Genomic DNA, 24475 nt, shown 5'->3' on the forward strand with positions numbered 1-24475 from the left:
CGAAGATTCTAATAATTTAGATATTTTCTGATTCTTTTATCTAAAAGTGTTTAATATAGAAATGAGTGAAAAAAAAACATTTTGGTTTATTAACCAATATAGCTCAACCCCTGAAACAGCAATGGGGGGGCGACACTACTATTTGGCACAAGAGCTCGTTAAAAAAGGTCATCAAGTTTATGTGGTTGCTGGACGTTATAGCCATCTTTTAAGAAATCCAAAGCAGTTCTCTGAAAAATATTTAATTGAAGAAATTACGCCTAATTTTTCTTTTATATGGATAAATCTTCCTGAATATGCAGAAGCACATAGTAAACAGAGGGTACTAAACTGGTTTAAATTTGCTTGGGCATTAAGGGGCTTGAAGAACTCTAGCCTACAAAAGCCTGATATGATTTTGTATTCATCACCCTCACCAATTGGTAGTTTGGCTGCACAATATCTGGCGAAATCCTTTAAAGTGCCATTTATATTTGAGGTTCGTGATATATGGCCTTTAACTTTAATAGAGCTAGGTGGGCACTCCGCTAACCACCCTTTTATACGCCTGATGCAATGGATAGAAGACCGTTCTTATCAAAATGCAAAATTCGTTTTTTCTAACTTGTTCAATGCTGTTGAGCATATGCAGACTCGGGGCTTAGACAAGGCTAAATTTCATTGGATACCAAATGGAGTATCTTTTGCAGAAGTTTCAGCTAAAGAGGCTTTATCTGTAGATGTATTAAAGCAGCTCCCTCAAGATAAATTTATTGTGGGATATACCGGCACCATCGGTGTAGCAAATGCAATTGATGATTTAATCGAAGCAGCTCAATTAGTTTCTCATCATCCAGATATTCATTTTGTGCTTGTCGGTTCAGGTAAAGAAAAACAGGAAATGCAAAATAAGGTACAGGACTTAAAATTAACAAATATTAGTTTTATTGATCCTATTCCTAAAAAACAAATTCAATCGATGTTAGAACATTTCGATGTATGTTACATAGGCTGGCAAAAGAATCCACTGTACAGATTTGGAATTGCTCCCAATAAATTGCCTGAATATTTATATGCAGGAAAACCAATTATTCATGCTTTTTCTGGTAAAAGCGATGTAGTGCAGCAGGCTAATGCAGGTATTACCATTGAGGCGGAAGATCCTCAAGCGATTGCAGATGCAGTTATGCAATTATATAAGCTGCCAGATTTTGAAAGATCGGTACTCGGCAACAATGGCCATCAATATGTATTGCAACATTTAGAATATAAAATGATTGCCGAAAAATTAGAAATTATCATTTTTCCGGAAAATGCAGATTCATGAAAAGATTACTCGATATTATCATCGCTTCCATCGCCCTGATCCTGCTTTCACCACTTTATGCCTTTGTAGCCTATAAAGTGAAAAAAAATCTGGGTTCGCCTGTCTTATTTCGCCAGGTGCGTCCAGGTTTACATGGCAAGCCCTTTGAGATGATCAAGTTCCGGACCATGAAAGATGCTGTGGACGAGCAAGGTAACCCATTGCCGGACAGTGAACGTCTAACGCCTTTTGGTCAAATGCTACGTTCTACCAGTCTGGATGAAATGCCCGAACTGTGGAACGTGATTAAAGGCGATATGAGTATTGTCGGCCCACGCCCGCTGCTGATGGAATACCTACCGCTCTACAGCCCTGAACAGGCCAAACGCCATGATGTAAGACCGGGCATGACGGGTCACGCGCAGGTCAATGGTCGCAATGCCATTGGCTGGGAAGAAAAATTCAAGCTGGATACCTGGTACGTCGAAAATCAGTCAATTTGGCTGGACTTCAAAATCATGTTTAAAACGGTACATAAAGTTTTAGCAAAAGATGATATCAGTGCAGAGGGTGAAGCGACAATGACCAAATTTACCGGTACAAAAACGGACAATCTCCATGACTGAAATCTATGCCGTCTATGGCGCTTCAGGTTGTGGCCGAAGCTTGATGCCTGTGGCTCGCCAGCAATTACAGCGTCAGAATATAAATGCCGAAATCTATTTTATAGATGATAGTCTGATCGAAGAAATGACGGTTAATAGACATACAGCGTTAAATTATGCAGCATTTAAAAATCTAAAGGCTGATAGAAAGTCAGTTCTCATTGCGATTGCCAATAGTCAGATCCGTGAAAAAATAGCTAAAAAACTTGAACAAGATGCAATTGAGCTATGGGCGGTTCAGGCAGATAATGTCGTGCGCATGGATGCAATAGAAATTGCCCCCGGTGCTGCTTTAAGCCCGTTTGTGACCCTGACTTCCAATATCAAGATTGGTAAATGTTTTCATGCCAATTTATATAGTTATGTTGAGCATGATTGCATCATTGGCGATTACGTTACCTTTGCTCCCGGGGTGAAATGCAATGGCAATATCCATATCGAAGATCATGCCTATATTGGTACAGGTGCCGTGATTAAACAGGGTACACCTGACCAACCTTTAGTCATTGGCAAGGGTGCGGTAGTGGGTATGGGTGCTGTGGTCACCAAGAGCGTTCCACCGGGCGTAACGGTGATTGGTAATCCAGCAAGAATTCTAGAGAAAAAATAAGTTTTTAAATTTTAAAAATTCAGGAAACATCATGTTAAACATTGCATTTGAACCATGGCCAAGTTTTACTCAGGAAGAAGCGGATGCGGTTTCCCAGGTTTTGTTGTCGAATAAAGTCAACTACTGGACCGGGCAGGAATGCCGAGAGTTTGAAAAAGAATTTGCTCAGTTCGCAGAAACTAAATATGCAGTCGCATTGGCTAATGGGACAGTAGCACTTGATGTTGCATTAAAAGCCTTGGGCATTGGAGCAGGGGATGACGTGATTGTTACTTCACGTACTTTCTTAGCATCTGCAAGTTCCATCGTGACGGCTGGTGCAAACCCTATATTTGCAGATGTAGAGTTAGATTCGCAAAATATATCTGCACGTACGATTGAAGCCGTACTAACACCAAAAACTAAAGCCATCATTTGTGTGCATTTGGCGGGTTGGATGTGTGATATGGATCCAATCATGCAATTGGCAAAAGAAAAAGGTCTGTATGTGATTGAGGATTGTGCCCAAGCCCATGGTGCCAAGTACAAAGGGAAATCTGCAGGTTCAATCGGTCATATCGGTGCTTGGTCATTCTGTCAGGATAAAATTATGACCACGGGTGGTGAAGGAGGAATGGTCACTACCAATGATGAAAATTTATGGAAAAAAATGTGGTCTTATAAAGATCATGGTAAAAACTTTGACAGTATATATAACAAACAGCATCCACCGGGATTCCGCTGGTTACATGACTCTTTTGGTACGAACTGGCGCATGATGGAAATGCAGGCTGTGATTGGACGGATTCAACTGAAAAAGATGTCTGAATGGACAGCACAGCGTAATGTAAATATGGAAAAAATTTATGCTGCATTTGCAGATAGCCCATATTTTACAGTTCATCGTTCATCAGATGATTATGTGCATGCTGCCTATAAATGCTATGTACAAGTCAATACTGATGCTTTACCAGAAGGCTGGTCACGTGACCGAATCATGACTGAAATTAATGCTGAAGGTGTACCATGCTTTAGTGGGTCTTGTTCAGAAGTCTACTTGGAGCATGCTTTTGATGACACGCCATGGCGTCCAAAAGAGCGTCTGAAGAATGCTCAAAAACTGGGTGAAACCAGTCTGATGTTCCTCGTGCATCCAACGTTAACAGAAAATAATATTCAAACAACTAAAGATGTTATTCAGCAGGTGATTAGTCGCATATAATTCTCTAAGATTCAATCATGTAAAGTGTATCATTATAGGTACACTTTAAAAATTTATCCAAGTTTTTACCTCAATTCTCTCTAATATTTAATATGAGGTAAAAATTTATAAATAATTATTGAGAAGACACAGCAAGTGAAATCTATCATTCTACCTTTAGTTGAATCTCCACGTGCGGCTAAACAGACATTTCTCGTTATTTTGGACTTCTGCATATTTCCTGTCCTGATCTGGCTTTGCTATGCCATTCGTCAATTCGATCTGGGTGCAGAAGTCGTTCCCAATATTCCTTTTGGTACAGTTTGGGTCAGTGCCATTGCCGTATTGGCTTTATTTGTTTGTGGTGTTTATCGGTTTATTGTTCGTACTTTTAATGAATTTTTTATTGTTAAATTAGGGCTAGCCACTGTTCTGGCAGTCATTGGTTTGTATTTGCTTGCGTATGCAACACATGCGTTCATTCCTACTTCTATTCCTTTGATGTTTGGCTTCATGATGTTTGCCTGGGTCTGGTTTAGTCGAGGATTGATCCGCTTTATTGTTCGTTCTTACTTATATGCAGGAGTATCGAAAAAACGGATTGCGATTTACGGTGCAGGTTATGCGGGACAGCAGGTTGCAGCAACTTTAAATCGTTCAAATGAACATTTACCGGTCATGTTTATTGATGATAATCCTTCTCTAAATGGGCAAAATATTGGTGGGATCCAAGTTTATGCACCAGAAACCGCATTAAGATGTTTTACTAAACTACGTATTGATGAAATTCTGATTGCACTTCCTTCAGTAGGTCGTATCCGAAAAAGCGAAATTGTAAAATTCTTGGAACCTGCACATTTAAAAATTACAGAGATTCCAGGACTGACTAAACTGGTCAATGGTGAAATTCGGGTTTCTGATATTCGGGAAGTCGATATTATTGACCTTTTAGGACGTGATCCAGTTCCTCCTGTAGCAGAATTATTAGAAAAAAATATCAAAGATAAAGTCGTGATGGTTACAGGGGCAGGAGGTTCAATTGGCTCAGAGCTATGTCGTCAGATTATTAAAAATCAACCGATAAAACTTATTATTTATGAACTGACAGAGTTTGCTTTATATAGTATCGATAAAGAGTTACGTCTTAGTGCCAACTGTGAAATTATTCCAATTCTAGGTTCGGTAGTAGATGAAAGTAAACTGGAACGGGTCATTGAGCAATATGGCGTTCAAACCGTCTATCATGCTGCTGCTTATAAACATGTTCCACTAGTCGAATGTAATCCATTGGCCGGCTTAAAAAATAATGCTGTAGGGACTGCCTTTAGTGTCAATGCCGCAGTTAAAAAAGGTGTAGAAACCTTTGTGCTGATTTCGACTGATAAAGCAGTACGTCCGACCAATGTCATGGGTGCAACCAAACGTATGGCAGAGCTTTATTGTCAGGCTATGGCGGAAGCACAGAATCAAACCCAGATAAGTATTGTACGTTTCGGAAATGTCTTAGGTTCATCGGGTTCAGTTGTGCCATTATTTAAGCAGCAGATTGCTAAAGGTGGACCTATCACCGTCACTGATCCTGAAGTCACACGTTTCTTTATGACGATTCCTGAAGCTTCGCAGTTGGTGATTCAGGCAGGTGCTTTAGGCACAGGTGGCGATGTATTCCTACTCGATATGGGTGAACCGGTAAGAATCCAAGATCTTGCTCGTCAGATGATTTCATTGAGTGGTTTAAAGGTGAAAGACAGTCAAAATCCCGATGGTGACATTGAAATTCAATATACAGGACTGCGTCCAGGTGAAAAATTGTATGAAGAGCTGTTAATTGACCAGGAAAATACAGAGATTACTTCACATAAGCGAATTTTAAGATCAGTAGAAAAGCATTATCCTTTAGCTGAAATTCTGGAAGTATTTAATCGTATGCATGTGCTGACAGCGACTCAGAGTGATGTGGACTGGGCGTTAATGCAGCTTGAACATTATGTCGATGGTTATCAGCGTGGTCAGGAAATTAAAGTAAATTAAATTTGGAAATAATTAGGTTGAATAACATGATTAAAAAGGCAATTCTCCCTGTCGCAGGACTTGGCACACGTTTTTTACCAGCCAGCAAATCCATTCCCAAAGAAATGGTGACGGTAGTTGACCGCCCAGCAATTGAATATGTGGTAAAAGAGGCGATTGCAGCTGGAATTGAACAAATTATTCTGGTGACGCATTCTTCCAAAGCATCGATTGAAAATTACTTTGACCGTAACTTTGAACTTGAAACTACACTTGAGCAAAAAAATAAAACCGATTTGCTTAAAGAAGTTACTGAAATTTTACCCCCTCATGTTAGTGTGATTAGCGTACGTCAGCCACAGCCTTTAGGCCTTGGTCATGCGGTACTTTGTGCTAAGGCTGTCATTGGTGATGATGACTTTGCTGTCCTGTTACCGGATGTTCTGGTTAAGGATCAAGATACACAAAATGACCTGTCTCGTATGATTCAACGTTATGAACAGTCTCGTGCATCACAAATCATGGTTGAAGCAGTTCCTGATCATCTGGTTGATCAATATGGGATTGTGGATGTTTCAGCTTCGCCTGCAGAAGGTGAAAGTGCGGTGATGGAAGGTATTGTGGAAAAGCCAGCGATTGGTACGGCACCGTCAAATTTATCAGTAGTAGGCCGTTATATCCTTCCGGCAAAGATTATGCAACTACTGGAGCAGACACCGAAAGGTGCAGGCAATGAAATCCAGTTGACTGATGCGATTGCGCTATTGCAGCAAACAGAGATTGTCGAAGCTTATCGGATGAAGGGTCAGACCTTTGATTGTGGTAGCAAGCTCGGCTATCTTAAGGCTGTATTACATTATGGCATAGATCATCCTAAACTCGGTGCAGAGTTTAAAGCATTGATTCAGGAACTCGCCTTATAATAAAAAAGGGATATTATGAAAGTCGCAGTATTAGGAAAAACCTTATTTTCAGGGGTTATTTCAGCCCTGTTAGCTGAATGTGGCCATCAGGTCGTATGGTGTAATAGTTTTAATACTGATGAGCCTGCACGGACATATTTCCAAGATGAATCTTTACAGGTATTGTTACAAAAACAGCAGGAATTAGGATTCTTAAACTGTTGTGATTTTCAGCATCTAACCTTTAATCAGGATGTCTTTTTCTTCAGTTTTAATGCAACCGAAGAGCAGCTGGCATTTCAGATGTTAAATACCATTCATCATGCCTGCTTTGCGCACCCTAAACTGATGATTAATGCATCCACCTTTGGTTTGCATGGTACAGCGCGATTCCAGCAGCTTTTGCCGAATGATGACTGGGTCTATCTTCCAGATATTATCCAGGAAGGAAATGCTATTCGCAGTTTCGTTCAAGCCACTCAACTGATTGTGGGTTGCGATCAGCCAGATGTGCAGCTCAAAGTTAGAGAGTTGTTACGTCCCTTGTTTCCTCGAGCCCAGCAATATCTGTTTATGCCTATTCTGGATGCAGAATTTACCAAGCTAAGTATTTCCGGCATGCTGGCTACCCGGATCAGTTATATGAATGATCTGGCGAGCGTTGCGGAAAAACTGGGGATTGATATTGAACAGGTCCGTCAGGGTATGGCAGCCGACAATCGTATTGGTTCCGCGTATCTATTTCCTGGCGTGGGCTTTGGTGGAGAAAACTTTTCTCATGATATCCGGACGCTGACTCACGCGGTAGCGGATTCAGGGGTGAAAAACCAGTTACTGGAACAGGTTTGGGATATCAATGAGCAACAGAAAGAATTGTTATTCCGAAAGCTATGGAATTATTTCCGTGGAGACCTGCAAGGGAAAACAGTCGCCATCTGGGGAGCTGCATTTAAAGAAAATACCCCAAGTATCCAGCAATCTCCGGTACATGCCATGTTGGCAGCATTGTGGGCGCAAGGTGCAACAGTGAAACTGCATGATCCACAGGCTTTGACCAATATTGAACAGATTTATGGTCAACGTATCGATTTAATTTTATGTGAAGACCAGTATCAGGCGGTAGAAGATGCAGATGCATTGTGTTTAATCACGGCCTGGAAACAGTATGGTAGCCCGGATTATGCTTATCTCAGCAAGTTGATGCAGCATCCTTTGATTCTGGATGGACGTAATCTCTATGACCCTGCTTATATCAAGTCACGCGGTTTTAACTATATTGGGGTGGGACGTTGATGTTAGACCAGCTTAAATCAGACCAGAATACCAATAATGCTTATAAAAAGCTGAATTCTGTAAAAGAACAATTGAAATTGATCCATTTACGCCAACTCTTTGCAGCAGATTCTGAACGTTTTAATCAGTACTCGGTGCAATTTGAGCAGGTAGTTTTTGACTATAGCAAACATAGAGTCAATCATGATGCTGTGCAGCATCTGATCGAATGGGCAGAGACACAAAATCTAAGATCCTGGATCGGGTCTTTATTTTCCACTCAGACGATTAACTATACTGAACAACGTGCAGCCATGCACTGGGCCTTACGTTTGCCGAAAGAGGACCAGCAACATGAAGATTTGGCAGCTGAAGTTCATGCTCAATTAGACCGTATGTATGCTTTGGTCGAGCAGATTCATGCCGGACAACGCCGTGGCGCTACCGGTGAAGTCATTCAAGATGTAGTGAATATCGGGGTGGGGGGATCTGACTTAGGACCATTAATGGTCAGTCATGCACTCTCGGATTTCAAATATCAATCTGCCAAGCCATTAAATGTGCATTTTGTTTCGACGATGGATGGTAGCCAGCTATCTGAATTGCTGCATCAGTTACGTCCGGAAACAACACTTTTCATTATTTCTTCCAAGTCATTTGGAACGATTGATACCTTATCCAATGCTCAAACAGTACGTTTATGGCTGGAAAAATCTTTAGGCCAACATCCTTCTATCGTGAAGCATCATTTTATTGGGGTATCCACTAAACCTGAAAAAATGACAGCCTGGGGAATTGCACCCGAAAATCAGCTGTTGTTATGGGATTGGGTCGGTGGGCGTTATTCTCTCTGGTCGTGTATTGGTTTGCCGATTGCACTCAGTATTGGAGTGGACGGTTTTAAACAACTGCTTGCTGGTGCTTATGCCGTGGATCAGCATTTCCAGTACAAGCCTCTGGAACAGAATATTCCAGTATTAATGGGCTTACTGGGTGCCTGGAATACGAATTTTCTGGATATTCAGACCCATGCCATCTTGCCTTATGATGGACGTCTGAAATATTTTGCATCTTATTTGCAGCAGCTGGAAATGGAGTCTAATGGTAAATCCATCCAGCGCAATGGTGAAAAAGTTCAGCTCGACACTTGTCCAATTATTTGGGGCGAAGTTGGACCAAACGCCCAACATGCCTTCTACCAGCTGTTACATCAAGGTACTCAAGCAGTCAGCTGCGATTTTATCGCCCCAGTGAAGCGTTATAACAGTCAACAATATACCTACGTCGATAATGCTGATGCTTTGATCGAACAGCATCATTTGGCTTTATCTAATTGTCTGGCACAATCACGTTTACTGGCATTTGGTAATGAAGCGCTGGATCAAAACGAATTGGCGAGCTTGCCGGCTTATAAGCAGTATGAAGGCAATCAGCCGAGCAGTACCTTGTTACTGCAAGAGCTGAATCCCTATAGTCTGGGGATGCTGATTGCATTGTATGAGCATAAGGTGTTTGTTCAGTCGGTGTTGTGGAACATCAACCCATTTGACCAATGGGGCGTAGAAAAAGGCAAGGAAATTGCCAATCAGTTATTGCCGATCCTTAATGGCGAACAGAGCGATCTGGATAGTCTGGATGGTTCAACCCAAGGTTTAATTAAAATTCTGTTAGGAAAGTCACATGGCTAAAATTCTGGTCACCGGTGGGGCAGGCTATATTGGTTCACATACCTGTGTGGAATTATTAAATGCCGGGTATGAGGTCATCGTTTTAGATAATCTCTGCAATAGCGCTGCTGAGTCTTTAAATCGGGTGCAACAGTTGACCCGGAAAAGCCTGACCTTTGTTGAAGGTGATATCCGGGATGTCCAGTTACTGGATCAAGTCTTTCAGCAAAATAGTATTGATGCAGTGATTCATTTTGCCGGTCTGAAAGCGGTCGGAGAAAGCCAGCAAATACCATTGGCTTATTTTGACAATAATATTGCCGGTTCAATCAGCCTGGTTCAGGCGATGCAGCGCGCGCAAGTTTTTAAACTGGTGTTTAGTTCCTCAGCAACGGTGTATGGCGAAAATAATCCTTCCCCTTTAAATGAAGAAATGCCTACCGGAATGCCGACCAATAACTATGGTTATACCAAGCTGATTGTTGAGCAGCTGTTAGAAAAGTTGTCTGTGGCGGATGAACGTTGGTCGATTGCCTTATTACGTTATTTTAATCCAGTCGGCGCGCATAAAAGTGGCCAGATTGGCGAAGATCCACAAGGTATTCCCAATAACCTGATGCCTTTTGTGACTCAAGTGGCAGTCGGTCGTCGTGAAAAGCTATCTATTTTCGGTCATGATTATGACACGGTGGATGGTACGGGTGTGCGGGACTATATTCATGTGGTGGATCTGGCCAATGCACATTTATGTGCCCTCAATAATCGTCTAACTGCGCAAGGTTGCCGTGCTTGGAATATTGGTACAGGTAATGGTATTTCAGTGCTACAAGTTAAAGATACGTTTGAGCAAGTGAATGGTGTGGCGATTGCATTTGAATTAGCCCCTCGTCGTGAAGGCGATGTGGCCACCTGTTTTGCAGACAATACCCGTGCAGTCCAAGAGTTGGGCTGGCAACCTCAGTATGGTTTAGAGGACATGCTCGCTGACAGCTGGAACTGGCAGAAGCAGAATCCGAATGGCTATCGTTAAAATCTTTATAGCGATATAAATAAAAAATGGGAGCTTTTGATGAACAGCTCCCATTTTTTATTGTACTGTATGCGTGAAGATTAACTCCGAATCAGTTGAGTCAATTCATCGACATAATCCTGCATTGGTCGGGGATTGTGATCCCGACGGCTTTCAATATTCAGACGCAATAGCGGTTCAGTATTCGATGCCCGCACATTAAAACGCCATGCACCAAAATTAAGGCTGACCCCATCGGTCTGATCGATCTCCGGCTGCTGATTGGCATAATGATCGAAAAGTTTTTGGATGGTCGCTTGGGTATCGGCGACTTTAAAGTTGATTTCACCACTGCATGGGAACTTGGCGATCATCTCCTCTACCAGAGAAGATAAAGATTGCTGTGTTTCTGATAATACGGTAATAGCCAGTAACCATGGAATCATGCCGCTATCGCAATAGGCAAAGTCGCGGAAATAATGATGGGCACTCATTTCACCGCCATAGGCCGCATTATGTTCACGCATGACATCTTTAATAAAGGCGTGACCTGATTTTGACTGAACCGTGATCCCTTGGTATTGCTCTACAATATCCAGTGTATTCCAGACCAAACGCGGATCATGTACAATTTTTTCGCCAGATTGCTTCAGCAAGAACGCTTGAGCCAGAAGGCCGACAATATAATAGCCTTCAATAAACTGGCCTTTTTCATCGAACAGGAAGCAGCGGTCAAAGTCACCATCCCAGGCAATGCCCATATCTGCGCCATGCTGAATGACCGCATCACGGGTGCTGTCACGGTTTTTAATTAAAATCGGATTGGGAATCCCGTTCGGGAAATTGCCGTCAGCTTCATGATGAATTTTGATAAATTCGACCGGAATATTGAGTTGTTGGAACTTTTGCTCAATGGCATCAATCACATGGCCTGCTGCTCCATTCCCGGCATTCATGACCAGTTTCATCGGACGGATTTTTGCCGGATCAATATAGCTTATCAGATGATTTACAAATTCAGGCAGAATATTATATTTCTCAGTACGGCCTTTATTGCTGACGTCAATAAATTCATTTGATTCTGCTAAAGCCTGAATCTCTTTAAGACCAGTATCGGCACTAATTGGACGGGCATTTTCACGTACCAGTTTCATGCCATTATAGTCCATCGGATTATGGCTGGCCGTGATTTCAATGCCACCTTGCACATCCAGATGGAAGGCGCCAAAATAGACTTCTTCCGTGCCGGTCATGCCCAGATCCAGAACATTGACACCCGCATCATTTAAACCGTGAATGGTGGCCTGTTTTAAGCTTTCACTGCTGAGTCGAATATCACAGCCAATCACCACGGTTTTTGGTTGATAGATCTGTCCATAGGCACGACCAATCCGATAGGCAATATCTTCATTGAGTTCAGTATCGAGTTTGCCACGAATATCATAGGCTTTAAAGCAGGTCAGTTTGGTCATGTAAGTCATTAAAATCCCTGAAAATAAGAAAAAGATATAATATATGCTGGTAGTATAGAGCCAAAATTATTTAATTCAGCTTCCTTCATTCGTAATTTTGTGAGCCAGCATTCCAGAATATTCAGCCAGTAATTGTAAGATCTCACGATCAGTACTTTTGTTAGAGAATAACTTTGGAGATTTATGGTGAGTCATATATAGATTTCCATTTTTCTAGAATGCGCTGTGCCCAGTCTGCATGATAAGTATTTGATACAACGTGATCTTTTTTTGAAATATGGTTAATCATTATATATGACTGGATATTACAAACTTTGTTAATAAAGTCTTTTGGCCAACTTAAAGACTGTGACAAAATTGCAATTTTGAAAGATTCTAAAGTTTTGTTCAGGAAGATTTTATTTGCATTAACATCGTATGGTATCAGTAATGTGGAAATATTCTTTTTTCCATCAGAGGTATCAATTTCACATAAATAAAAAAGCTCATTATCTTCTCTGTCGAGTATTAGATTTACATAAAATCGGCGATTTTGACCATTAGTCAGTTTATGCCCTCTGAATCGGCCATATTTTATGAAAGACTTATTATGAATTTGTTTGACTTTATAGCCTTTGCCTTCTATTTTTTTTAGCATTTTGCTAAGGTCTTGATAAGTTGAACTTGTAAAATTATTTTCTGCCTCTATGCTAAATCCTGGAAGGGTGCCTTCGTCTTCTCCTTCTCCACCAGCAAATGGTTGGTCCTCATGAAGAGCTTCCCTACTTGTATTTCGTCTTGTTATATTAATTTCTGAGCATGAAGTATTTAGTGAGATTTGTAGGTCTTCTATGGTATAAATTTCCCCCACAATATTTTTGAGTTGTGTAATTTCCTGATCAATATCAGCGTTAGCTTCATCATCAAATTTAGATTTATCCTGACTTGTCTGTTTTTTAGTATGCTGGTTTTTATCTAGTATATCTTTAGCCTGTCCAAAACTTTTTTGGGATAAAAAATGAAATTTAACAGGTTTATGTATTCCTGTTTCTAAATTTCCGAATGAATTGATACGTTCGATCCGAAATATTTTGCTGTCTGAATAAATACATCCATCAACATCAAGTTCAATGTTTTTGAGGATAGGAGCATCCATATCAAAATCATAGGCTTTAGATTGAGCTTGGTTTTTAATGGTTTTTTCATAAATACTTAAAAAAGATTGATTTAATTCAGGATGTAATAAAATTAATGCTAGTTTTTTTAGAAAAACAGGGTCCTTCAGATCCTTGGCTGTTATTTTTCTGTTTGGTGCAACAAAAATATGAAAGGCTTTAGCATCATTACGATCAATTAAGACATCAGTTGTATATCTTTCAGAAAATAATGCAGCACGTAATAAATACGGATGAGAGAAAAAAAGATCTCGTGCGAGTACCAGTTTAGGTAATTGGATGGTCCACCCCTCCAAAGCATCTCCTGGGTTGTGATATTGGAAACTGAAGCAGGGACGATTGCGATATGTCGGATGGGTATTTACAGTTGAATTTTCTGCATTGGTCTCGTTTAAAAATCCCAAATTGATTTGAGTGAGCTTATGGTTGACTAAACGTACAGGGAAAACACTGCTCAGTGGTGTTTTGTAGTGATATAAAAGGATACTTTCAATTGGTCTTTTTGAATAAAAAAAACGCTTTTCTTCGGGATTGCGCATTGTAGTTTTAATATTGAAACGAGTTTTACCACGATGAGTTATCTGTGTTGCACTGTAGTATTGTGTTGCTTCAGGTAAACATACGAATGGAAGGTTAGCCACTTTTATTTTCCCATAATATTCTTAAAGAATCGACGTGCTTCTGGTGTCAATCGCTGCTCACTTAATCCAGATTCACGTAAAAAAACACTTGGTGGATAGTCTTTATTTTCAATTTGTTGATGAATATAGGTTCGAGTCAGGCGACGTATTTGGTAACAATCCACAGACTCAGCATAACGATCTAAAAAGACTGAAGTCAATGGGAAAAAATTCCAGTTTTTTTCAATCATACTCACTGAACCCAGTTGTCTAATAAAAAACTTTTTTGTCCATTGTGGGGAGTCTAGATCTTCTAATAATTCATCGCGTATTTTGATGAGTTGTTTAACAAACTGTCGATCTCGAGCTCTCCAGTCAATACGTGGTTTAGGGATAGAAGGCGGGGGAGTTAAAGCTGATTTATTGATAAATAATAGCCAATCTTTATGATTGCGATATAAGCGAGCATACAGTGAGCCATTTTGTTGGCGAGCCTGTTTGACTGGCCTTTCTAGGATTAATTTTGTCCATTGTTTTTGGTCCTCAGATAACATTCGATCTACTTTATTATTAATACATATTGTTGCTGTTTCGGTGGCTTCTTCTAGATCCATGGATGCTAGGTGAATATATTGCTTATATGTTTCAATCGGATTTTTCTCTGGAACAAGAGCTTTTAATACGATGAGATGCTCAAGATAAGAAAACGCTTTACGATGTTTTCTTAATATATTTTTCAGCCAGCAGTTTTCACTATCTAAATCTGCTAATTGATAATATGCAAGCAAACTTTCACCCCAGTAATCTATGACTAACTGACGAGCTTTTTCGTAGTGGATGTTTTTACGGCCTGATAGTAAGTCTCTATCTTTTAAAATCAGAAAATAAGCATCTGATACAGTCGAAAAATCTGGAATACTAATGGATGTTGAATGAGCAAGTAGCTCTTCGATTAGTTCCGCAAGCTCGATATGGTGACGTGAGTCCTGAGGATTAAATGGAAGTTGTGAAGAGTCTTTCAGCGCATTCAAATGAGCAAAATAGAATTTTCGGTCTATCCCATTGCAAGGGATAGAACTCATAAAGAGCGGTTGCTGATGCTTTGTACAATACTCGTATCCAGTAATCTGCCAGCTACGTTTCCAGTAAACTTCTCCATATTGTTCCATCTGTTCTTGCCAGCAATGTAGACAAAATCGAAAAAGACTCACAGATTTGATCCGCGATGCATTTTTTCCCAATTTAATGTGCAGTGATTGATACTGTTCATTTCTTAATGCCTGCACAGCATAACTCATCATTGTTTTAGTTTGAAATAGTGGATAAATTGGTAATAGGGTATGTTGGCTGATTAAAATAAGTGCATCATATTGATCTGGTAAATAGCTGGCCAACCTGTCTAGATGAGAGGGTAAATCGTAAGTTGGTGTTAAATTTCTGTTGTTGAATAATTCTTCGGTGAGATATTTTGGACTCAGAATCCCATTGTGAACTGCATAACGTGCAATTACGCTGTAAATCAGCTCATCCTGATATGGTATTGGAAAATTCGAAATCATAATACCGTGCTCTCCATTCTTTGTTGCTTAATGCAAAATGGGACGGGTAGGATCAAACAAATAGTGCGATGATTTTAATAACTCATAAACATCTACATCCTGTTCTTGTGCTTGACTGAAAAAGTTTCGTAAGTCATTCGTTTCAGTACTCTTCCATTCCTCCATTTTCATGACTTTACGAGAGGTCCTTGGCTTCCTTGCCGGAGTCGTGGTTTGATGCTGTCTATACTTATCTTCTGCTACAGAACTGTCTAATACTTCCAGAATATGCTGGAGGAGAACCTGTAAGTTTTCTTTTGGATATTTTTTTAATGCAGAAGTGACATGCGGTTCTATTGTAGCAGCGGGATGACCTAATGCTGTCAGCATGCCAATGAGGGTAGAATAATGCGGTCCTAGATCTTTATGCTGTTTTTCTGTTTTTAATGCGGCTTTAAAACGGTGTTGTTCAACATACTCCTCAATTTGAACTTGAGGGATAGTGAGGTCAGAATACCGTGCAATACGTGCAGGATTACCTGAACGCAGCGCATCTAGAATATCGTGAACTGGCTGCAATTGTTCTTCATAGACTTTTTTAAATAATTCTGATGTTATTTTTTCCAGGCCGATGGTGATGGCATGAATTTGTACCAGACAGAACAACTTAACCACTAGATCTGGAATACCCTGCGTATAATAATACCAAGTGGCTCGTAGCTCATCGCTCAGTTCAGCAGGTTGTTGAACCCATTGATATTGCCACAGCTTGTTGGTAAAAGCATACCATTCAGAAATAATCATTTGATCAGGTGCACTAGGATTGGGAGTAGGCGCTTCATTGCGCATAGGTTCCCAAATTAAAGAGCCTAATCCCGCACTGCGTCTAGCTGATCTCAAGTCTTCTTGCAAAATTTCATTGGCTTTGGGTGTCCCAATCATCACAATTGGAATGGATGCCACATTCACAAGTGTGACAAAGAAATTAAGAATGATTTCAGCCCCGCCAGATTTTTTTGTATTCAAATGCTGGATTTCATCAATGATTAAAAGTCCAATAGAATAATTATTTGCGATAATTTTCATCTGCTGCAGCATAGCATTCACATTTAAGCGACTTCTGGTGAAACGATGCTCGAAGTTAGTATCTCCTAATGCTAAATCTACCGCTCTAAAAAAGTTTGAGCATAAGTTTTTTAAAGAGCTATCATGCGGGCAATCAATTTTAAGATAAACAATTTGTTTTAACCCCAGTTGTTTATGCTCAATCACTTGCGGGTAATAACGCAAAATCTTGTTCATCGTCGTTGTTTTGCCGCTTCCTGAACATCCTATAATGGACATGCTAGTTGCTGTTGATTCTGGAGGGGCATAGCGGTAAGAGTTTTCATTTGAAGGTTCTAGTTGTTGAAAAGCCGCGTGCAAATGCCTGTGTCTATCACCATTATTGATGTTTCTACTCACGTAACCTTGCCGGATCATGATAGAAATTTTTTGTTCAAGGGATAGATGTTTGGTGAGTGGTTGGAAAAAATCATGAGGCAGTTGAGCAATTAGATGAATTCTTTCCGGTTGAGGCAAAAAACGCTGCTCTGGAATAAATTTTAGTTTCCCTCGTAGGTGTTTAATAACCGACTTCGTGTCAAGAATGGGCGGTAATTGAGTAATGAGAGGATTATCCCCATAGATGTCTTCTATTGATGTATTAATCGCGAGTTCATTATTATTCATTCTTCATCGTCCTCTTCAAATAATTGTCTCATTAAATCTGGTTGACTTGTCAAATCTAGATTGCCAGTTTGAGATGAGGGGGGGGGAGTATTATCTTTGTTGGGATTGATAGTCCGGATAGAATTAAAAGGCCTGTTTTGTAGGTGTTCCGCACGTTCCATCTGCATGGCTTCTTGTTTGTTCTGACGGATATTTCGAGTACGTTGTGCGTTAGAAAGTTGGTGAACTCCCTCTTGAGCTCGCCGACTCTGTGCTGACTTAATGATGTTGTCAGTAAAATCTTGCAATTCACTGATGGCTACAGACTTGAGTTGCGAATGTTGTTTTTCAACAGTTTTGATTGCTTTTTGAATTTGTTCAGCTTCCCACCAAGTCAGGTTTTTATATTGACGTGAGGCATCGCTTAAATGGGCTTCCCAATATTCCAATTTATTTTCATCAAAGAAAACATAAATAGTATTTACTGAGTATGGGTCAAAACCAATTCGCAACTTTTTAGGGCGGGATTTGGTCGTATTACGAATAAACCATCCTCGTTGATGCATTTCCAAACATTGATAGAGTAAGCCTTTGACTTTAAGTCCTTTGTCACTTAAGGAAGCGTCGATCCTAGGTAACAAACCAACATATAGTGATTTGTTATCCACTTGTCTTAACATCCCAGTACGGTGCTGTAGACCCCACTGCCAGAGGTTAAGGGGAATAGAAGGCAAGTCAGTTGGCATATCGGCACTGCGATCATATTTCGTCAAGACATCAAACTTATTGTGTAATAAGATGCAGCTTAATATGATTTTTCTGAACTCTTCCAGAGTCAGACAAGCTTCTAGCCGATAATCATGCCCGCCTTTCTTTTTTTCCTTGAATCCAGAAACGACACCGATATTATCGTAGGATTTAAAGCGTGACTGAATGAGTCCGAAAGCCCTCTCCACAATACCTTTGGCATCGCTTCGATACGGTGGTGCATTTTCAATTCGAACAGAAAAGTTTTTTTCAAGAAGTTCGATTTGATAGCCAATTAGTTCACCGCGGTCTGCAAGTATGGCACCAGGTAAACCATAAATAGGCCAGTCTTCCGCTTGTATTTGCAAGCCGTAACTCTGACAGAATATCACTTTATCTTGGATTGCGACGCTGAGGCATTGTATGGCTGTGTTAAAGGAACTGTTTTCCATACCGACATAAAGCCCAGTAATCATCCGGCTAAATACATCGATAGCAATATATACGGTAGGTCTGCCAATAATCTGTGATGGATCTCGTGATGATATAAGGTAGATATCAGCGATTGTTGAATCTATCTCATAACGTGCACCAGGACCATTTGCGTGCTTGGTCGCTGTTGAAGTCAGAGGTTTGTGATCTTTCAGAGTTTTCTGATTCGTCAGAATTGCCTTGGAATTGTTCTTATTCCTGTATCGCGTATTATAAAAATAATAGAATTGGGCATATGTTGGAATATCTGCGGCTTGCACTTGAGGAAAGTGCTTGGAAAATAAATTTTTAAATCGAAGATAAGTTTCGTTAATGGATTGTCTTTTAACAGGAACTAAATACTCTTCGATGGCTTTCTTAAAATATAATTCAACCTGTTCAGTGACATTCTTACCTTCATTCGATTCATAGATGCGTGGTCTGCCAATTTTTTTATCACCTATAGCTCTTTTTTGGCCTTTTCCACCTGAGTTTTCATAGTCCGGTACCAAGGCATTTATAGTTTGACCACGCTGCCAGTAGCGTCTTAGGAGTCGTAGAATTTTATTAATTGATACTTCTTTCTCTAGATGTATAGTTTTAATTTTTGCAGTCCTGATTTTTGCATTGATAAGAACTTGTTCATCATTAATTAGATCTTGAATAATTAGAAAGTTTTCATCCCTTTTTTTGAGTTGAATAGAATCTTCACTCAAGTTTAATCGTTTTAAGTATTCATAAGGATCTTGAGCTGGTATTAGGCTTTGATCATCTGAGAGAGTTTGAAGTTCCTTGGACAAAATGAGTTCAGGAAAAGCATTTTTATTATCAATCGCAATCCATACCGTATACTTCGGTAAGAATTTGAGTATCCGGTATTGTGTTGAATTCAAGATGTAAACTGAATTAATTAGTTGCATGGACAGTATTCTCATTCTGGAGCAAATTACTTGCATGAATATCAGAAAGTTTAAGCTCCAGGTATGAAATTTCTAGATTAAATTGCAGTATTCGCAGGGCAAATATTTTTCTAAACAATGCGAGCGTCGTTCCGATACCCATTTTTTGAGTTTGGTCAGTATGGTTACAGAAGGAGATCAATGAGCTTTGAGGATACTGGCTAATTTCTTCCATAAAATAAATTGCTTGATCAATCATATGATTTGTTATTTCAAGGTCATTTTTTTCTACATATAGCCATTTAATGTTCTCTAGTACCGTAGCAGGAATATCCTTTTCAGTAATCAGCTTGAATGGCGTATTGTGCTCTTCTTCCCAGTAACGACGTTTAATTTCTAAAGACTCAATAATATGAGCTTTATTCAGATCCTTGCTATAAAGAGTGTCGAGGGCTATAGAAAACTTGCCAAAATCAACTAAAAAATCTGAAGATAGGGTAAAAGGTAGATAGTCAACCGATACTTTTTTCATTCGGAAACGAGAACAGATGGAGTTAAGATCATAGATATCCAAAGGATAATGTTCGCGAATATCTGTAACATTCTGATTCCAGTCAAGCAGTAAAAAGGTAGATAGCTCTAGATCAGAAAATAAGTGATGAAGACGTTTACTGACACGGCCTTGTACTCTGTGAGAGCGACCAATTGAACTGAAGTTTTGAACAGTTTTACAAGGTTTATAATCGCGTCCATGGCCCTGACCATACCCTTCTGTTACTAGTTCTTCATAGTTTTTTATAGTTTTTGCCATACAGAAGACCTGTGGATTTTGGTGGATAATTAATCATATCTGAAGGGGGGTAATTTTGTATTTGGCAAAAACATACAAACTTAAATATATTTATATACAAACAAAATTTTATAATTTTTATTTAATTATTTATTTAATTCAGTGACTTAATGATTAATCTAGTATTTTAATACTCAATTGATGAGTTTAAAAAACGTTGATGATAGGCAAAAGTATTCAAATTACATCTTAGTAAACATCGTTGCATATTCTTATGTAAACCAACTGCATATTCAGACTCAAACCCGACCATTCATTCTGGTTCATAGTAAAATGCTTATTTTCTATTCCAAATATTTTAGAACAAAATATGTAAATTTAGATCTTAAAGTACTACCTTAATCTGCTATAATTTGTACATCATTATGATGTACAAATTGGTGGAAAATATGGCTAACTTAGCAACAGAACGAATCAATGTTCGTTCAACCGTAGATGCAAAGAATGTAATTGAGCAAGCTGCGAATTTATTGGGTCTTAGTGTGAGTTCCTTTATGATCCAATCCTCATTTGAACGAGCAAAAGAATTACTTAAATCTAATCACGAGTTAAAAGTAAATAATGCTGATCGTGATATGTTAATGAATTTGCTTGAAAATCCGCGCCCTGCAAATGATGAGATGAAAAATTTAATGAGTTTATTGGATGAAAATTGAGGTTTTACAAGCCCATCATCAGAAAAAATCATTTAATTGTGGGCAAGATGATTTAAATAAGTTCATAAAACAATACGCATCCCAACATCAGAAATCAGGAACAAGTAAAACCTATGTTGCTATTGATGATGATGCACAGGTGAGGGGGTTTTATTGTCTATCAAGTACCTCTATAGGATTTGATGGGGTTGATGCTGTTCTCACTAAACGATTACCTCGTTATCCCTTACCTTGTGTGGTTGTGGGGCGCTTTGCCGTTGATCAAGCAGCACAGGGGCAAGGAGTTGGAAAAGTACTTTTAGCACATGCTCTTAAACAAGTTTCAAAAGTTGCTCAAATTATTGGTGTTAATTTTGTTGTAATACATGCTAAGGATCAAAAAGCTATGGAGTTTTATCAGCGGTTTGGCTTTATCTCATTAACATCAAATCCATTAACATTAATATATCCAGTGAATGAAATACCTCATTTTAAATAAGGTAGGCTGCTAGGGCGTGTCCTCATTTGAAGAATTGGTTTTAAATACTTAAAATCCTCCTTTGAGTTATTTTTATTTCTATATTTTCAATGGCACGTACTCTTCTTACCGATGATATCTGGCAGCAAATTCAAGATACTATGCGATTACATGGTTGTTACTGTTCAAAAAACAGTAGAAATATCATGGAGGCCATCTTATGGAAACTGCGCACAGGTGCCACATGGCGCGATATTCCTCAAGAATTTTGCCCTTGGCAAACTGCTTACAATCGCTTTAATCGCTGGGCAAGTAAGGGATTATGGGATAAATTTTTTTTAGATTACGAGGCGTCTTGGATCAAGAATGGGTATTCATTGACGGAAGCTACATACGCGTGCATCAACATGCAAGTGGAGCTCGGTATGGTTTCGAAAGAGCAATTGGACAATCACGCGGTGGACAAACAACAAAAATACATCTTGCAACCGAGGCGAATGGATTACCGATTGATTTTAAAATCACTGGGGGTGACGTCCACGACAGTCAAGTTGCAAAACAACTGATTGATATTGTAGGCGAGGCAACATATCTCATTGCTGACAAGGGATATGATGCTGAGCACATTCGAATATGTGCTAAGAACAAGAATATGATTCCTATTATTCCATTGAGATCAAACAGTAAGAGATCGAATAAGGAATTTGATAAATATCTATATAAATTAAGACATTTAGTTGAAAATGCTTTTGCGAGATTAAAACATTTCCGTGCTATTGCAACTCGATTTGATAAACTAGCACGCAATTATAAATCTATGCGTATAGCCTGCATATTTATTTGGTGCAAAGCCAAATGAGGACACACCCTAGTAACAGGAATAGCTAATAGACTTATTCAGAGTTTGCACATAGTTCCTTATCCCTTATTTTGCTTTATGACCAAATATTGCGTCTAATTATGGTAATTTAATTAAGTTTGTTTTATTTTTTATCATAAGTTTTTGATATATATTATTCATTGTTTTTCAATTTTAAAATTAAGTTTGTATTAAGATTTGGTATCCTGAATTTTAGGTGAAATTAAGTTTGTATTAAGTATTGGATTTTTCCACTTTTAAAATACGAATTCTTGCTCAGAAAGGTGAAGCATACTTTAAATAAAAATGAAATGTTTTCAAGATGAGGTCAAAAAGGGATGCTTTTTGAATCTAGGGTGAGATTTTTATATATCTATATCGTTGAATGTATTAGTAATAATTTTATATTTCTGGTGTGATTCTAATTTGAATTTAATTATATTAAAAACCCTGTAGACTTGGTGAAGAATCACTGGGTCTACAGGGTAGAGTTTTGTTCGTTTACTTCATTAATATACAAACTTAAATAATTAAATCTAAACTTAATTATTTGATACAAACTTAATTATACGAACACAATAACAGGCTAATTTTATGAGTTATTCTACTGTTACTGATTTTGCCAGATTACGTGGCTGGTCAACATCAGTACCACGCAGGACTGCCACATGATAAGACAGTAGCTGTACTGGAATACAATAAACAATTGGCGCTAAAACAGCGTTTACTTCAGGAATATGCACGACATGCTGACGTTCTTTGGCTTTAATACCGCTATTTTCATCAGCGAAGACAAATAATTCACCACCACGTGCCTGAACTTCTTCCATATTGGATTTCAGTTTATCAAGCATGTCATCTTGTGGCGCCAGAATCACTACAGGCATATCATTATCCACCAGTGCCAATGGACCGTGCTTCAGCTCACCCGCCGCATAACCTTCCGCATGAATGTAGGAAATTTCTTTTAGCTTAAGAGCACCTTCCAATGCGATCGGGAAGTGTGTACCACGACCGAGGAACAGACAATGCTGTTTCTCTACAAACAGTTCAGAGAGACGCAGAATTTCATCATCATGACTTAAGGTATCCAGAAGTACCTTAGGCATATGCCATAGTCCAGTGGTGATCTCAGTCATCTGTTCAGCTGAAATGGCATTTTTCACTGTACCGATTTTCAGTACCAGTAGCATCAGCGCAGCCAACTGAGTGGTAAATGCTTTGGTAGAAGCCACACCAATTTCAGGACCCGCTAAAGTCAGCAGACTGTAATCTGTTTCACGTACCATTGAAGATGTAGCGACATTACAAATCGTCATCGTCGTAATGTTTACACCTTTTGATGCAGCACGTTTTTGGGTATCACGCAGAGCAGCTAAGGTATCAGCTGTTTCACCTGACTGGGAAATACACACATAGAGTGTGTTATTGACAATCACTGGCGTACGGTAGCGGAATTCACTGGCAATCTCGACCTGACAAGGCAGATCAATCAGCTGTTCAAACCAGTATTTAGCAATCATACCGGCATGGTAACTGGTACCACAGGCAATAATTTGGATTTGCTGGATTGTTGAAAAATCCTGTTCAGCATTCACCAGAAAGTCTTCACGCAGTGTATTGCCATTTAGGGCTTGTGAAATGGTCTGTTGTAGCGCTTCAGGCTGCTCATAGATTTCTTTGAGCATATAGTGCTTATATTCACCCTTAGAAGCATTGCTCACGGTTGCATCCAGTTCTTTTACTGGGCGATCCACCAACTGGCCATCAACAAATACTTCAATGGTAGTACGGGTTAAACGTGCAATATCGCCTTCTTCGAGATAGATGAAGCGATTGGTAATTGGTAATAAAGCCAACTGGTCAGAACTGATAAAGTTTTCACCAATCCCGACACCAATCACCAATGGTGAACCTTCACGAACAGTAATCAATTCATCTGGATGATCTGTATGTACGATCCCGAGCGCATAAGCGCCTTTCAGCTGTGGTACGACCTGACGAACAGCTTCATGCAGGCTAGGGGTAGATTTCAGTGCATCATTGACCAGATGGGCAACCACTTCAGTATCAGTTTGTGAAGTGAATACATAGCCTAAAGCTTCAAGATCATCTTTCAGCTCCTGGTAATTTTCAATGATACCGTTATGAACCACAGCAACATTACCCGAAATATGGGGATGAGCATTGTTTTCAGTCGGTTTACCATGAGTTGCCCAGCGTGTATGAGCGATGCCTAATGAACCATTAATCTGTGATTCATTCACAGCTTGTTCAAGGTTCGCGACTTTACCCACACGACGTTCACGGAGCACCTGGCTATTATTGATTAAGGCCAGACCCGCAGAGTCATAACCACGGTATTCAAGACGTTTTAGGCCTTCAATTAAGATATTGCTGATATTACGTTCCGCGATGCCACCGACGATACCACACATACTA

The 24475-nt window shown here is 39.5% G+C and carries 19 protein-coding genes; 12 read left to right on the forward strand and 7 right to left on the reverse strand.

Features of this window, described 5'->3' with window-relative positions; all coding sequences use genetic code 11:
* Positions 1-61 precede the first annotated feature (61 nt).
* The 9 genes from C3F22_RS14995 (at position 62) to galE (ending at position 10621) form a co-directional block, all read left to right on the forward strand.
* Complete coding sequence (locus tag C3F22_RS14995) at positions 62-1306, forward strand: glycosyltransferase family 4 protein (RefSeq protein WP_104426869.1); 1245 nt, start codon at positions 62-64, stop codon at positions 1304-1306.
* Positions 1303-1911, forward strand: coding sequence for a sugar transferase (locus C3F22_RS15000; RefSeq protein ID WP_104426870.1), 609 nt, complete (start codon positions 1303-1305; stop codon positions 1909-1911). Before C3F22_RS14995 ends, C3F22_RS15000 begins: the two co-directional genes overlap by 4 nt.
* Complete coding sequence (locus tag C3F22_RS15005) at positions 1904-2560, forward strand: NeuD/PglB/VioB family sugar acetyltransferase (protein WP_104426871.1); 657 nt, start codon at positions 1904-1906, stop codon at positions 2558-2560. The genes C3F22_RS15000 and C3F22_RS15005 overlap by 8 nt, the downstream gene beginning before the upstream one ends.
* A 31-nt stretch (positions 2561-2591) precedes the next feature.
* A complete protein-coding gene (locus C3F22_RS15010; RefSeq protein ID WP_104426872.1) occupies positions 2592-3761 on the forward strand; it encodes a DegT/DnrJ/EryC1/StrS family aminotransferase in 1170 nt (389 codons plus the stop codon).
* Between the two features lie 135 nt (positions 3762-3896).
* Entirely contained in the window at positions 3897-5771 is a 1875-nt protein-coding gene (locus C3F22_RS15015; RefSeq protein WP_104426873.1) for a polysaccharide biosynthesis protein, read from the forward strand.
* A 26-nt stretch (positions 5772-5797) separates the two neighbouring features.
* Positions 5798-6673 carry a UTP--glucose-1-phosphate uridylyltransferase GalU gene (gene galU, locus C3F22_RS15020; RefSeq protein WP_104426874.1) on the forward strand — a complete coding sequence of 292 codons (876 nt, stop codon included), beginning with the start codon at positions 5798-5800 and terminating at the stop codon, positions 6671-6673.
* A 15-nt stretch (positions 6674-6688) separates the two neighbouring features.
* Positions 6689-7945: a nucleotide sugar dehydrogenase gene (locus C3F22_RS15025; protein ID WP_104426875.1), complete on the forward strand. Its 1257-nt coding sequence runs from the start codon at positions 6689-6691 to the stop codon at positions 7943-7945.
* Positions 7945-9612, forward strand: coding sequence for a glucose-6-phosphate isomerase (gene pgi / locus C3F22_RS15030; protein ID WP_104426876.1), 1668 nt, complete (start codon positions 7945-7947; stop codon positions 9610-9612). Before C3F22_RS15025 ends, pgi begins: the two co-directional genes overlap by 1 nt.
* Positions 9605-10621, forward strand: a complete 1017-nt coding sequence (gene galE, locus C3F22_RS15035; RefSeq protein ID WP_005233256.1) for a UDP-glucose 4-epimerase GalE — start codon at positions 9605-9607, stop codon at positions 10619-10621. Before pgi ends, galE begins: the two co-directional genes overlap by 8 nt.
* Positions 10622-10701: 80 nt before the next feature.
* Here galE and C3F22_RS15040 read toward each other — a convergent pair whose 3' ends face one another.
* The 6 genes from C3F22_RS15040 to C3F22_RS15065 form a co-directional block, all read right to left on the reverse strand.
* Entirely contained in the window at positions 10702-12072 is a 1371-nt protein-coding gene (locus C3F22_RS15040) for a phosphomannomutase CpsG (RefSeq protein ID WP_171284762.1), read from the reverse strand.
* 181 nt (positions 12073-12253) lie between these two features.
* A complete protein-coding gene (locus C3F22_RS15045; protein WP_104426878.1) occupies positions 12254-13867 on the reverse strand; it encodes a Tn7-like element transposition protein TnsE in 1614 nt (537 codons plus the stop codon).
* A 2-nt stretch (positions 13868-13869) separates the two neighbouring features.
* Positions 13870-15405 (reverse strand): TnsD family Tn7-like transposition protein, encoded by a 1536-nt coding sequence (locus C3F22_RS15050; RefSeq protein ID WP_104426879.1) that lies wholly within the window; start codon positions 15403-15405, stop codon positions 13870-13872.
* A 27-nt stretch (positions 15406-15432) separates the two neighbouring features.
* Positions 15433-17115 (reverse strand): AAA family ATPase, encoded by a 1683-nt coding sequence (locus C3F22_RS15055; protein WP_104426880.1) that lies wholly within the window; start codon positions 17113-17115, stop codon positions 15433-15435.
* Positions 17112-19232 carry a Mu transposase C-terminal domain-containing protein gene (locus C3F22_RS15060; RefSeq protein ID WP_104426881.1) on the reverse strand — a complete coding sequence of 707 codons (2121 nt, stop codon included), beginning with the start codon at positions 19230-19232 and terminating at the stop codon, positions 17112-17114. Before C3F22_RS15060 ends, C3F22_RS15055 begins: the two co-directional genes overlap by 4 nt.
* Positions 19219-20022, reverse strand: coding sequence for a TnsA endonuclease C-terminal domain-containing protein (locus tag C3F22_RS15065; RefSeq protein ID WP_104426882.1), 804 nt, complete (start codon positions 20020-20022; stop codon positions 19219-19221). The genes C3F22_RS15060 and C3F22_RS15065 overlap by 14 nt, the downstream gene beginning before the upstream one ends.
* 428 nt (positions 20023-20450) lie before the next feature.
* On the opposite strand from C3F22_RS15065, the gene C3F22_RS15070 reads away from it, so the two are divergent.
* The 3 genes from C3F22_RS15070 to C3F22_RS15080 all read left to right on the forward strand — a co-directional run bounded on the left by C3F22_RS15070 (position 20451) and on the right by C3F22_RS15080 (position 22033).
* Complete coding sequence (locus C3F22_RS15070; RefSeq protein WP_039890759.1) at positions 20451-20717, forward strand: DUF1778 domain-containing protein; 267 nt, start codon at positions 20451-20453, stop codon at positions 20715-20717.
* Positions 20707-21195: a GNAT family N-acetyltransferase gene (locus C3F22_RS15075; RefSeq protein WP_104426883.1), complete on the forward strand. Its 489-nt coding sequence runs from the start codon at positions 20707-20709 to the stop codon at positions 21193-21195. Before C3F22_RS15070 ends, C3F22_RS15075 begins: the two co-directional genes overlap by 11 nt.
* An 89-nt stretch (positions 21196-21284) precedes the next feature.
* Positions 21285-22033 (forward strand): IS5 family transposase gene (locus tag C3F22_RS15080; RefSeq protein ID WP_407061124.1). Its coding sequence is split into 2 segments (ribosomal slippage): positions 21285-21519 and positions 21519-22033, totalling 750 coding nucleotides; the frame shifts between segments, so codons are not numbered across the junction.
* A gap of 599 nt (positions 22034-22632) precedes the next feature.
* Here the strand turns inward: C3F22_RS15080 and glmS are convergent.
* Complete coding sequence (gene glmS / locus C3F22_RS15085) at positions 22633-24471, reverse strand: glutamine--fructose-6-phosphate transaminase (isomerizing) (RefSeq protein ID WP_104426885.1); 1839 nt, start codon at positions 24469-24471, stop codon at positions 22633-22635.
* Between the last annotated feature and the right edge of the window lie 4 nt (positions 24472-24475).

Origin of the sequence: Acinetobacter sp. ACNIH1 (assembly GCF_002934695.1) — a bacterium.
Lineage (GTDB): Bacteria > Pseudomonadota > Gammaproteobacteria > Pseudomonadales > Moraxellaceae > Acinetobacter > Acinetobacter variabilis.

Excerpts from the sequence above, each read along its gene's own strand:
- C3F22_RS14995 (WP_104426869.1), top strand. The coding sequence starts at position 62 with ATGAGTGAAAAAAAAACATTTTGGTTTATTAACCAATATAGCTCAACC.
- C3F22_RS15000 (WP_104426870.1), top strand. The coding sequence starts at position 1,303 with ATGAAAAGATTACTCGATATTATCATCGCTTCCATCGCCCTGATCCTG.
- C3F22_RS15005 (WP_104426871.1), top strand. The coding sequence starts at position 1,904 with ATGACTGAAATCTATGCCGTCTATGGCGCTTCAGGTTGTGGCCGAAGC.
- C3F22_RS15010 (WP_104426872.1), top strand. The coding sequence starts at position 2,592 with ATGTTAAACATTGCATTTGAACCATGGCCAAGTTTTACTCAGGAAGAA.
- galU (WP_104426874.1), top strand. The coding sequence starts at position 5,798 with ATGATTAAAAAGGCAATTCTCCCTGTCGCAGGACTTGGCACACGTTTT.
- C3F22_RS15025 (WP_104426875.1), top strand. The coding sequence starts at position 6,689 with ATGAAAGTCGCAGTATTAGGAAAAACCTTATTTTCAGGGGTTATTTCA.
- pgi (WP_104426876.1), top strand. The coding sequence starts at position 7,945 with ATGTTAGACCAGCTTAAATCAGACCAGAATACCAATAATGCTTATAAA.
- galE (WP_005233256.1), top strand. The coding sequence starts at position 9,605 with ATGGCTAAAATTCTGGTCACCGGTGGGGCAGGCTATATTGGTTCACAT.
- C3F22_RS15040 (WP_171284762.1), bottom strand. The coding sequence starts at position 12,072 with ATGACCAAACTGACCTGCTTTAAAGCCTATGATATTCGTGGCAAACTC.
- C3F22_RS15050 (WP_104426879.1), bottom strand. The coding sequence starts at position 15,405 with ATGATTTCGAATTTTCCAATACCATATCAGGATGAGCTGATTTACAGC.
- C3F22_RS15055 (WP_104426880.1), bottom strand. The coding sequence starts at position 17,115 with ATGAATAATAATGAACTCGCGATTAATACATCAATAGAAGACATCTAT.
- C3F22_RS15060 (WP_104426881.1), bottom strand. The coding sequence starts at position 19,232 with ATGCAACTAATTAATTCAGTTTACATCTTGAATTCAACACAATACCGG.
- C3F22_RS15065 (WP_104426882.1), bottom strand. The coding sequence starts at position 20,022 with ATGGCAAAAACTATAAAAAACTATGAAGAACTAGTAACAGAAGGGTAT.
- C3F22_RS15070 (WP_039890759.1), top strand. The coding sequence starts at position 20,451 with ATGGCTAACTTAGCAACAGAACGAATCAATGTTCGTTCAACCGTAGAT.
- C3F22_RS15075 (WP_104426883.1), top strand. The coding sequence starts at position 20,707 with ATGAAAATTGAGGTTTTACAAGCCCATCATCAGAAAAAATCATTTAAT.
- glmS (WP_104426885.1), bottom strand. The coding sequence starts at position 24,471 with ATGTGTGGTATCGTCGGTGGCATCGCGGAACGTAATATCAGCAATATC.